Annotated in this window: 11 protein-coding genes and 1 pseudogene; 1 reads left to right on the top strand and 11 read right to left on the bottom strand. The window is 76.0% G+C overall.

Annotated elements, in window-relative coordinates; all coding sequences use genetic code 11:
• Positions 1-247: 247 nt before the first annotated feature.
• The 4 genes from CNO22_RS11135 to mftA are packed head-to-tail and all read right to left on the bottom strand — an operon-like array spanning position 248 to position 3,880.
• Positions 248-2,110 (bottom strand): mycofactocin system FadH/OYE family oxidoreductase 1, encoded by a 1,863-nt coding sequence (locus CNO22_RS11135; RefSeq protein ID WP_232806954.1) that lies wholly within the window; start codon positions 2,108-2,110, stop codon positions 248-250.
• Entirely contained in the window at positions 2,071-3,303 is a 1,233-nt protein-coding gene (gene mftC, locus CNO22_RS11130) for a mycofactocin radical SAM maturase (RefSeq protein WP_100499427.1), read from the bottom strand. Before mftC ends, CNO22_RS11135 begins: the two co-directional genes overlap by 40 nt.
• A complete protein-coding gene (mftB, locus tag CNO22_RS11125; RefSeq protein WP_232806953.1) occupies positions 3,300-3,782 on the bottom strand; it encodes a mycofactocin biosynthesis chaperone MftB in 483 nt (160 codons plus the stop codon). The genes mftC and mftB overlap by 4 nt, the downstream gene beginning before the upstream one ends.
• Complete coding sequence (gene mftA, locus CNO22_RS11120) at positions 3,767-3,880, bottom strand: mycofactocin precursor MftA (RefSeq protein ID WP_100499426.1); 114 nt, start codon at positions 3,878-3,880, stop codon at positions 3,767-3,769. The genes mftB and mftA overlap by 16 nt, the downstream gene beginning before the upstream one ends.
• A gap of 123 nt (positions 3,881-4,003) precedes the next feature.
• Between mftA and mftR the strand changes: the two genes are divergently transcribed.
• The gene (mftR, locus tag CNO22_RS11115; protein WP_100499434.1) at positions 4,004-4,606 is read left to right on the top strand and encodes a mycofactocin system transcriptional regulator; all 603 of its coding nucleotides are present in this window, start codon (positions 4,004-4,006) and stop codon (positions 4,604-4,606) included.
• Positions 4,607-4,640: 34 nt separating this feature from the next.
• Here the strand turns inward: mftR and CNO22_RS11110 are convergent, their stop codons facing one another.
• The 7 genes and pseudogenes from CNO22_RS11110 to CNO22_RS11085 all read right to left on the bottom strand — a co-directional run bounded on the left by CNO22_RS11110 (position 4,641) and on the right by CNO22_RS11085 (position 10,676).
• Positions 4,641-5,249: an aldo/keto reductase gene (locus CNO22_RS11110; protein ID WP_269799588.1), complete on the bottom strand. Its 609-nt coding sequence runs from the start codon at positions 5,247-5,249 to the stop codon at positions 4,641-4,643.
• A gap of 91 nt (positions 5,250-5,340) precedes the next feature.
• Positions 5,341-5,511 (bottom strand): annotated as a pseudogene (locus CNO22_RS29675) (aldo/keto reductase); the annotation flags it as partial.
• 183 nt (positions 5,512-5,694) lie between these two features.
• Positions 5,695-6,363 (bottom strand): MadR family response regulator transcription factor, encoded by a 669-nt coding sequence (locus tag CNO22_RS11105; RefSeq protein WP_100499425.1) that lies wholly within the window; start codon positions 6,361-6,363, stop codon positions 5,695-5,697.
• Positions 6,356-7,711, bottom strand: coding sequence for a sensor histidine kinase (locus CNO22_RS11100; RefSeq protein ID WP_100499424.1), 1,356 nt, complete (start codon positions 7,709-7,711; stop codon positions 6,356-6,358). The genes CNO22_RS11105 and CNO22_RS11100 overlap by 8 nt, the downstream gene beginning before the upstream one ends.
• Positions 7,708-8,925: an iron-containing alcohol dehydrogenase gene (locus CNO22_RS11095; RefSeq protein WP_198588250.1), complete on the bottom strand. Its 1,218-nt coding sequence runs from the start codon at positions 8,923-8,925 to the stop codon at positions 7,708-7,710. The genes CNO22_RS11100 and CNO22_RS11095 overlap by 4 nt, the downstream gene beginning before the upstream one ends.
• Positions 8,926-9,087: 162 nt before the next feature.
• Positions 9,088-10,290, bottom strand: a complete 1,203-nt coding sequence (locus tag CNO22_RS11090) for a cysteine desulfurase-like protein (RefSeq protein ID WP_100499432.1) — start codon at positions 10,288-10,290, stop codon at positions 9,088-9,090.
• A 179-nt stretch (positions 10,291-10,469) separates the two neighbouring features.
• Positions 10,470-10,676 (bottom strand): hypothetical protein, encoded by a 207-nt coding sequence (locus CNO22_RS11085; RefSeq protein ID WP_100499423.1) that lies wholly within the window; start codon positions 10,674-10,676, stop codon positions 10,470-10,472.
• Positions 10,677-10,712: the final 36 nt, after the last annotated feature.

Genomic DNA, 10,712 nt, shown 5'->3' with positions numbered 1-10,712 from the left:
CCAAGGCCACCGGCGACGAGCCCGACACCGGCGAGCACAAGAAGGTCGACCTCTGACAGCCGGCTCCCAGCCGGTGTGCACCGGGCCCCCAGCCGGCCGCGCCACCGTGGACGTCGTCCCCACTGGAGGTGCCCCGTGCTCACCGTCGCCGTCCTGCTCGCCTTCCTCGCCACGCTGACCGTGGCCGACCTGCTGCCGCACGACCGCGCGGCCCTGGTCGTGCTGCCGCGCTGACCGGTGTGACCCGCTAGCGCGGCGGCACGGCGAGCAACGCCCGGGCCGCGCGCCGTCCCTCGAGCACCGCCTCGAGCACGGTGCGCGGCGCGACGGCGTCCCCGGCGGCCACCGCCCCCGGGGGCACCTCGCCCGGCAGGCCGGGGCCCGCGTCGACGACGAGGGCGCACGGCACGGACCGTTCCTCCCCCGTCCAGCGGTCGGCCAGCACCGCGACCCCACCGCCGGCCGCCCGCAGCACGGACCCCGTCTCCCGCCGCACCCCCGCCCGCGCCAGCCGCGCGTTCGCCGGCGCCAGATCGCCACCGAGCCGCACCCCGGCGACCTCGTCCGGGGTCACCAGCGTGACCTGCCGGCCCGCGGCGGCGAGCAGCTCGGCCACCCCCACGCCGGCCGGCCCGCCGACCGGGTCGTGCACCACCACCGGGCCGGGCGGCAGCTCCCCGCCGGCCAGCACGTCGGCGGCGCTCACCCCGCCGGGCCACCGGGCACCCATCGCGACGACGTCCCCACCCTCCGCGGCCGTCCGCAGCTCGACCCGCACCCCCAGCCGCGCCACCTCCCCGGCCAGCCAGTCGGCGAGGTCGGCGAAGCGCGCCCGCCCGGGCAGCGCGGCGACCAGCCGCAGCGCGCCGCCGAGCCGGCCGGAGCGCTCCACCAGCCGGACGTCGGCCCCGGCGGAGGCGAGCACCCGCGCCGCCTCCAGCCCGGCCGGCCCGCCGCCGACGACGGTCACCCGCCGCCCGGCGCCGTCGGGGAGAGCGTCCTCGTCCGAGGGGTCGGCCACGCAGCTGACCGGCGGGTTGCGGACGTCGCGCACCTGGCAGGCCTGGTTGCACAGGGTGCACGGCCGCACCGGGACGCCGGCCCGCGCCCGGCGCACGAGGTCGGCGTCGGCGATCTGCGCGCGGGTCATCTCGACGGCGTCGGCGACCCCGTCGTCCAGCGCCCGCTGCGCGGCGGCGACGTCCACGACCGAGCCCTGCAGCACGACCGGCGTCCCGCCGGCGGCCGCCCGCACGGACCGGGTGAGGTCGGCGTTGAAGCCGGGCGGGGTGTGCCCGTCGGGCCGGTGGGCCGAGGGCGCCAGCCCGCTGCCGCGGACGACGACGAGCAGGTCGACCAGCGGGGCGAGCGCGCGGACGTGCCCGACGGCCAGCTCCGGCGTGATCCCGGCCCACGGCGCCTCCTCGTCGCAGCAGAGGCGCAGCGCCAGCACCCGCCCGGGCCCGAGCTCGGCCCGGACGGCGGCCAGCACCTCGCGCAGCAGCCGCAGCCGGTCGGCGCCGTACGCGTCGGTGCGGGAGTTGGTCAGGCCGGAGGCGAACTGGCGCAGCAGCGAGCGGGCGCCGGCGTCGACCTCCACGCCGTCGGTGTCGGCGGCCACCGCGATCCGGGTGGCCGCCGCGAAGCCCGCGACCAGCGCGTCGACCTCGGCCTGCTCCATCGGCACCGGCACCTCACGGGTGACGACGTCGGGCACCGCGGACGGCGCCCACAGCGCGGTCTGCGCATGCCCGGAGGTCCCCTGCGCCCCGGTGTGCCCCAGCGAGGCGAGCACCAGCGCGCCGTGCGGGCGGCAGGCGGCGACGACGGCGGCCCAGCCGGGACCGCAGTCGGCCGCGAGCGGCGCCCGCTCGTAGGGGTGGTCGGAGACGTGCACCGACGCGGTCTCGGGAACCACGATCCCGCAGCCGCCGGCGGCGCGGCGGGCGTAGTACGCGACGTGCCGCGGCGAGAGCGCCCGGCCGCGGCCCAGGTTGGTCTCGTGCGGGCCGAACAGCACCCGGGAGGGCGCCGTCCGGCCCGCGAGGACCAGCGGGTCGAGGAGTCCGGTCAGCGCAGCTCGAGCCCGGCCAGCGGCGACTCGTTGCACGGTCTGGCCGGGATGGACGGCATGCCGAGCAGCGTCGGCTGGCCGCGGACCGGGCCCTTGTGCGAGTGGTCGACGTGGCTGCGCGGGGTGACCAGCTCGAGGTCGCGGGCGGCCAGGGCGCTCTCGCCGTAGCCCTGCACGCACTCGGGGTCGGGCCCGTCGAGCGGTAGGCCGGTGAAGAACTTGGCCGCCATGCAGCCGCCCCGGCAGGCGTCGAAGTGGGCGCACTTCGTGCAGGCGCCGCCGGTCTGCGGGCTGCGCAGGTCGGCGAAGAGCTCGGACTGCTGCCACACCCGCTGGAAGCCGCCCTCGTCGCGCACGTTGCCCGCGAGGAAGTTCTCGTGGATGGCGAACGGGCAGGCGTAGACGTCGCCCACCGGGTCGATGAGGCACACCACGCGGCCGGCGCCGCAGAGGTTGAGGCCGGGCAGCGCCTCGCCGAAGGCCGACAGGTGGAAGAAGGAGTCGCCGGTCAGCACCTTCTCCCCGTTGGCCAGCAGCCAGTGGTAGAGGTCCTTCTGCTGCTGCTGGGTCGGGTGCAGCTCGTCCCAGACGTCGGCGCCGCGGCCGGAGGGTCGCAGCCGGGTGATCCGCAGCTGGGCGCCGTAGCGGTCGGTCAGGGCCTTGAACTCGTCGAGCTGGCCGGCGTTCTCCCGGGTGACGACGACGGAGACCTTGAAGTCCTCCATCCCGGCCTCGGCCAGGTTCTCCAGCGCGCGGATCGCGGTGGCGTACGAGCCGGTGCCGCGGACCCGGTCGTTGACCTCGGCCGTCGCGCCGTCGAGGGAGATCTGGACGTCGACGTAGTCGGTACGGGCCAGCTGCTCGGCGCGCTCCTGGTTCAGCTTCACGCCGTTGGTGGAGAACTTGACGCCGACGTCGTGGCCGATGGCGTAGTCGAGCAGGTGCCAGAAGTCCGGCCGGACGGTGGGTTCACCGCCGCCGACGTTGACGTAGAAGACCTGCATCCGCTGCAGCTCGTCGATGAACGCCTCGGCCTCGGCGGTGGACAGCTCGCGCGGGTCCCGCCGTCCCGAGCTGGACAGGCAGTGCGCGCACGCCAGGTTGCAGGCGTAGGTGAGTTCCCAGGTCAGGCAGATCGGCGCGTCCAGCCCGTACTCGAACTGGTCGATCAGGCGCCCTCCACTGGGACGCGGCGGGGCGGCGGGTCGGGACGGCAGGACGGCGGTCATGGATGAGCCTCCGGGTCGGCCTCGTCGCAGGGGCCCGCCACGGCCCCGTCCCGGGCACCACCCTGAGCTTGCGAAGGGTGGGGAGGACGGGGTCCTTCTTCGGTGGGGGGCAGCGAGGTCCTTCGTTCGATCATCTGGGAGCGCGCGAGGTCGGCCAGCGCCCGGCGGTAGGCGGGGAGCTGCGCGTCGGGGACCCCACACGCGACGAGGGTGGCGTCGGCGCTGGGGTGCTCCTCCAGCGCCTCGACGACGGCGACCAGCGTCTTCGACTTCAGGAAGGAGAGCTTCCGGTTCCCGAAGTGGTAGACCAGCGCGCCGAAGGGCTCCGGGCGCAGGGCCACGGAACGGGCCCGCCGCCAGGGCAGCGACGGGTCGAAGTCAGCAGCAGGCACGGTGCGGCCCGGGGGCGGTGCGGCGCCGGCTCCGCTGGAGAGCTCGGCCGGCGCCACGACGGGGGCGTCGATCAGTACACCCCGCACATGCCGTCGATGGAGACCTCCTCGACGAGGGATTCCTCGACCAGGACCTCCTCGACCGCCGGGGCCTCGGTCGCGCGGGTGTCGTCGCTCTCGGGCATGGCGCCTCCTGTGATCTGGGTTACGGGTGGCGGGGACGTTAGTGACACCCAGTGCCACCCGGCAACACCGGGCTCGTCGCGCGGCGCGTCGTCCCGCCGTGGCCGGTGGCGCAAGATGGGACCGTGACCGAGGCGCCTCCCGACGTGCGCGCCGACACCCGCGCCCGGATCCAGCAGGCGGCCCTGGAGCTGTTCACGCGGACCGGCTTCGAGCAGGTCACCGCCGACGAGATCGCCGACGCCGCCGGGATCAGCCGGCGCACGTTCTTCCGCTGCTTCGCCACCAAGGCCGACGCGGTGTGGGGCGAGTTCGGCGCGCACGTCGCCCGGTTGGAGCAGCTGCTGGCGGCCACCCGCGACGACCAGCCGGTGCTCGCCTCGATCTGCGCGGCCTACGTCGAGGTCAACGACTACGCCGCCGAGGACCTGCCCACCCTGCGGCAGCGGATGGCGCTCATCCTCGGCGAGCCCGCGCTGCAGGCCCACTCGCAGGTCCGCTACGCCGACGTCGACCGGGTGGTCGCCGAGCACGTCGCCCGCCGCACCGGGGAGTCGCCGGAGGCGCTGCTCCCCCGGCTGGTGGCGACCAGCACCCGGGCCGCGGCGACCACGGCCTTCGAGGTCTGGCTGGCCGACGGGACGACGACCCTCGCCGCCACCCTGCACGCCGCCTTCGACCAGCTGGCCCTCGGCTTCCCCAGCCTGCGCACCCCGCCGTCCGCCTAGCACCTACCGGCGATTTCCGCGGAAATCGCCGGAGTCAGGGGCGGCCACCCCAGCGGGGGGCGCCGTCGAGGACCGGGGCGGGGCCGCCCATGTCGACGATGCGGTCCAGCTCCGCCACGTCGGCGGGGGCGAGCACCACGTCGGCCGCCGCGAGGGCCTCCTCCAGCGCCGCCACCGAGGTGGCGCCGGGGATGAGCAGCACGTTCGGCGAGGGCGCCAGCAGCCAGGCCATCGCCACCTGCAGCGGGCTCGCGTCCACCCGCCCCGCGACCGCGTCCAGCACCGCGGACTGCTGCGGGTTCATCTCGCCCATCGGGAAGAACGACGTGTAGGAGACGCCCTCCAGCGCCGTGTAGGCGATGCCCTCGCCGGCGAGCTCCTCCACCAGGTCGTCGTCCGTGCGGTGGATCAGGTTGTAGTGGTTCTGCACGCAGGCCGGCGGCGCGATGGCCCGCGCCTCGGCGACCTGCCGGGCGGTGACGTGGCTGACCCCGAGCCGGCGGACCAGCCCCTCCTGCTGCAGCTGGGCCAGCGCCTCGAACGGCTCGGCGAGGGAGCGCTCCGCCGGCTCGCCGAGTCCCGGCATCCGCAGGTTGGCCACGTGCAGCGCGTCGAGACCCAGGTGCTCGCACTCCTCCTCCACCGACCGGCGCAGGGTCGTCCGGGCCCAGCGCCTCCTCCCAGCCGCCGTCCGGCGTCCGGTGGGCGCCGACCCGGGTGACGATCACCAGGTCCTCGGGGTAGGGGTGCAGCGCCTCCCGGATCAGGTCGTCGACCACGTGCGGGCCGTACAGGCCGCTGGTGTCGACGTGGGTCACGCCCAGCTCGACGGCCCGGCGCAGGACGGCGAGCGCCGCCTCCCGGTCGGGCGGCGGCCCGAGGAACCGCGGCCCGGTGAACTTCATGCCGCCGAAGCCCACCCGGTGCACGGTCCGGTCGCCGAGGGTGACCTGCCCGGAGCCCGCTGCAGTCGTCGTCATGCGGGGCAACCCAGGGGCGGACGATCCCCGGTCAACGGATCCCGCGTACCCCCCGGCGCGGCCGTCACGGGACGTGGGCCGGCCGCCCGGCGTGCCGCGCGTGTCGGCTCAGATGAGCCCGAGCTTGGAGCCGGCGTAGACCGCCTCCGCACGGCGGGAGACCGCCAGCTTGCGCATCACGTTGCCGACGTGGAACTTCGCCGTCGTCGCCGAGATGTAGAGCTCCTTGCCGATCGCCTCGTTGGACAGCCCGCGCGCCAGCAGGGTGAGCACCTCGCGCTCGCGGGCGGTGAGGTCCGGCCCGGCCGCGGCCGCGGGGGACGGCGCCGGCGCGGCCAGTGAGCGCACCACCATCGTCGCGCTGTGGCTGTCGAAGGCGCTCTCCCCGCGGCGCACCGCGCGGATGGCGGCCACGAGCGCCACGGCGTCGACGTCCTTGAGCACGTAGCCGCGGGCGCCGCGCTGGATCGCCTCGAGCACCAGCTGCTGGTCGAGGAAGGTCGTCACCACCAGGACGCCGGGCGCCGGGGTCGCGGCGGTCAGGTGCCCGCACAGGGCCAGGCCGGCGACGTCGGAGCCGGCCGAGAGCTTGAGGTCGAGCAGCACGATGTGCGGGCGGCTGGCGGCCACCAGGTCCAGCGCCTCGCCGGCCGACGCCGCCTCGCCGACCACCTCGATGTCCGGCTCGCGCTCCAGGATCGAGCGCAGCCCCTGCCGGACGATCGAGTGGTCGTCGACGATGACCAGCCGGATGGTCTCCGCGGTGAGCTCAGTCATCGACGGCGTCCCACGGCATCCGGACCTCCACCCGCACCCCGCCCATCCGGGCCCGCGTGAACCGCACCGTCGCTCCCATCTCCCCGCAGCGGGAGGCGATGTTGCCCAGCCCGCGGTGGTACCCGTCGTCCCGGCCCCCCGAGGCCCGCAGCGCCCGGCGCAGCACGTCGGGGTCGCCGCAGCCGTCGTCGGCGACCGAGAGCCGCAGCTCGTCGGCCCGGTAGGCCAGCCGCACGGTGCTCCGGGTGGCCTGCGCGTGCCGGGCGGTGTTGAACAGGCACTCCGAGGCGATCCGGAACAGGGAGTGCTCCACCTCGGCCGGCAGCTGCCGCGGCCGGCCCTCCACCCGGACGGCGACGGCCAGGCCCGGCACCGGGGCGACGTCGGAGAGCCGGCCCAGCATCGCCGACAGCCCGTCGCCGTCCCCGTGCCCGTCGGAGGAGAGCGCGTGGATGGCGCCGCGCAGCCGCTCCACCGCCTCGCGGGTCAGCGCCTTGGCGTGCCCGAGGCGCTCGTAGACCTCGCTGTGGTGGGCGACCTCCGGCCGGCACCACTCGATCGTCATCCCCGCCGAGAGCACGTGCTGGGCCACGCTGTCGTGCAGCTCCCGGGCGATCCGGTGCCGCTCGGCGTCGACCGCCTCGCGCTGCGCGGCGACGTCCAGCCGCCGCTCGGCCTCGGCCAGCTGCTCGTGCCGGTCGGCGAGGTCGCGGGCCCGCTGCTCGGCCCGCGCATAGAGCTCCTCGGTCTGCCGGCGCAGCGCCTCCGACCGCGCCAGCAGGTGGTCCGAGAGCAGCGCGACGGCCGACTGGTTGGCCACGATCCGCAGGATGGCCAGGTCGGCGGCGGTCGCCGTCCGCCGGGGGCCGCCGCACGCCACCAGCGCGCCGACCGGCTCCCCGTCGACGACGAGGGGGACGACGACCGCGCCGTCCGCGGTCTGCCACGGCTCGACGGCGTCGGCGGCCAGCGCCTCGAGCACCGGACGGCGGACCACCTCGGGCAGCAGCGCGAGGTGGCCCACCCCGACCCCCGACGGGCCGCGGCCGAGCATCCGCGGGCGGGCCAGCGGCAGCGCCGTCCCGGACAGCGCCAGGACCGCCCACGGCTCGCCGAGGTGCTCGGCGGTGGCGTCGACGACGGCCCGGCACAGCGCGTGCGCCCCCTGCCCGGTGGCGGAGAGCACGCCGGCGATGTGCTCCAGCGAGCCGAGCGCGCGGTCGAGGTCGTCGACGGTCTGCCGGTACTCGGCGTACCAGCTGGGCTTGGACGAGCGCAGCCCGGTCAGCTGGGAGATGCACGGTGCGACCGAGGTGCGGCCGTCCGGTGCGGTGGGACCGGCGCTCACAGGGCGGCGCGGAACAGCGCGGCGACGTCAGCCTGGTCGGCGTCGCGGGGGTTGGTCGACAGGCACGCGTCGCCGAGGGTGGTGGCGGCGAGGGTCTCGATGTCGGTCTCGCGCACGCCGAGCTCGGCCAGCCCGCGCGGGCAGCCCAGGTCCGCGGCCAGCCGGCCGACGGCCTCGGCGGCCTCCTCGGCGGCGACGTCGGCCGGCAGCCCGGTGACGTCGATGCCCATGGCCCGCGCGATCGGGACGAACCGGTCCGGCGCACTGCGGGCGTTGAACCGGATGACGTGCGGCAGCAGGACGCCGTTGACGACGCCGTGCGGCAGGTCGAGCAGCCCGCCGACCTGGTGGCTCATGGCGTGCGTGGCGCCGAGGATCGCGTTGGTGAACGCCAGCCCCGCCTCGAGGCTGGCCTGCGCCATCGCGGTGTGCGCGGCGGGGTCCTCCGGCCGGGCGAGGGTGCCGCGCAGCGAGCCGCAGATCAGCTCGATGGCGTGCAGGGCGTGCACGTCGGTGAGCGGGCCGGACGCCCGGGAGACGAAGGCCTCGATGCCGTGCGTGAGCGCGTCCAGGCCGGTGGCGGCGGCGAGGTCGTCGGGCATCGTGGTGAGCAGCCGCGGGTCGGTGATCGAGATGTCGGGCACCAGGGCGCGGCCGATCAGGGTGGCCTTGAGCCGGCGGGTGGTGTCGGTGATGACGGCGAACTGGGAGACGTCGGCGCCGGTGCCCGCGGTGCTGGGACACATCACGGTCGGCGGGATCGCCGCGGTGACCTTGTCGACGCCCTCGTAGTCGAGGATCTGCCCGCCGTTGCCGGCCACGACCGCGATCGCCTTGGCCGCGTCGATCACCGAGCCGCCGCCGAGGCCGACGAGGACGTCGCAGCCGCTCTCCAGGTAGCGCTCCGCGCCCGCGGCGACCTCGTGGTCCTTGGGGTTGGGGGTCAGCTCCTGCCAGACGGTCGCCCGTAGCCCCGCGTCGGCGAGGTGACCGGAGAGCTCGGCCCACCAGCCGGCCTGCACCAGCCCCGCGTCGGTGACGACGAACGGCCGCTGCGCCCCCAGCCGCCGGGCGGCCCAGCCCGCCTCGGACAGCGAGCCCCAGCCGAAGACGACCTCGGGCACCAGGTACTTGGTGAACGTGGCGACGGCCGGCGCCGTGCGCACCGCGACACCGGCGGAGGACGCGAACCGGGTCGGGGCGACGGCGGTCACCGTCGCCCCGCTCGGAGTGCGCACACGGCAGCGGACACGACGACCTCCGGGGCCTCGGCGGTGCCGCCCAGACTAACCTCCTGGTGACCGCTGTCACACGGTCCGGTCGTGCACGACCTTTCTCGCCTCCCGCGCGCGAGAGGCGAGGGGACCGTCGAGGCGTCAGGTCGTGAGCCACTCCCGCAGCCCGGCCAGCAGCCGGTCGACGTCCTCGTCGTCGGTGTAGGGCGCGAGCCCGACCCGCAGGCCGCCGGCGTCGCCGAGGCCGAGGTGGCGGGAGGCCTCGATCGCGTAGAAGGACCCGGCGGGCGCGTTGACCCCGCGCCCGGCGAGGGACCGGTAGGCGTTCCCGGCGTCCCGCCCGGCGAAGGTGAGCAGCAGAGTGGGCGTGCGCGGGGCCGCCCGGGACCACACGGTCACGGCGGGCAGCGCACGGACGCCGTCCTCGATCCGCTCCCGCAGCCGGTCCTCGTGCGCCTCCAGCGCCGCCATCCCGGCCTCCAGCCGGGCGCGGCGGTCGCCCTCCGGGCCCCCGAGCCCGGCCAGGAAGTCGACCGCGGCGGTGGTGCCGGCCAGCAGCTCGTAGGGCAGCGTGCCCAGCTCGAACCGCTCGGGGACGGCGTCGGTGGAAGGCAGCAGCTTGTCGGGGTGCAGCGTCTCGAGCAGGCCGGGGTCCGCGACGACGCAGCCGAGGTGCGGGCCGAGGAACTTGTACGGCGAGCAGGCGTAGAGGTCGGCGCCGAGCGCCCGGATGTCGACCGCGGCGTGTGCGGTGAGGTGCACGCCGTCGACGTAGGTGAGGGCGCCGGCGTCGTGGGCCAGCGCGCTGATCGCGGCGACGTCCGGCCGGGTGCCGATGAGGTTGGAGGCACCGGTGACGGCGACCAGCCGGGTGCGGTCGGAGAGGACCCGCCCGACCGCCTCGGGGGCGAGCTCGCCGGTGCCCGGGTCGAACTCCGCCCAGCGCACGGTCGCCCCCCGGGCCCGGGCGGCCTGCACCCACGGGCGGACGTTGGCGTCGTGGTCCAGGCGGGTCACCACGACCTCGTCACCCGGGCCCCAGCCGGCGGACAGCACCCGCGAGAACTCGTAGGTCAGCGCGGTCATGCTGCGGCCGAACACCACGCCGCCCGGGTCGCCCGCCACGAGGTCGGCGACCGCCCGCCGTGCGGCGAGGACGACGTCGTCGGCGGTGCGCTCGGCCTCGGTGACCCGCCCGCGGTTGGCGATCGGCGCGGTCAGGGTGGCCGCGACCGCGGCGGCCACCGACTCGGGCACCTGCGAGCCGCCCGGGCCGTCGAAGTGGGCGGTCCCGGCGCGCAGGGCGGGGAAGCAGGAGCGGACCGCGGCGACGTCGTAGCTCACCCGGGCAGCATGCCGAACCGCGCTGTGTGCACGCAGCGCGGTCTCGGGGCCGCGGTCGGGTTCGCGGTACGTGCACACCCCGCTCGGGCGAGCCGCCGTCGTCCCTCGCTCGCCGGGTGTGCACTCATCGTGGTCTCGGACGGGCCGGAGACCACGATGAGTGCACACAGAACGGCGGGTCAGCGGCCGAGCAGACCGCCCAGCCCGCTGCCACCGCCGCCGAGCTTGCTGATCAGGTCCATCGGCGAGAGGCCCAGCTTCTCGAGGATGCCGGCGTGCTGGTCGGTGTCGACGGTGCCCGGCAGCTCCTGGTCGGCCTGCTGCGCCTTGGCGTCGTCGCCCTGGGAGCGGAGGAGTTCGAGGATCTGGTTCTTGTCGATCTGCATGAACCGGCCCTACCCGTATCCGCAGCCCCGAAGCCC

It is taken from the genome of Geodermatophilus chilensis, assembly GCF_002802985.1.
In the GTDB taxonomy this organism is placed as follows: Bacteria; Actinomycetota; Actinomycetes; order Mycobacteriales; family Geodermatophilaceae; genus Geodermatophilus; species Geodermatophilus chilensis.
This window is presented reverse-complemented; position numbering and strand designations above follow the sequence as displayed.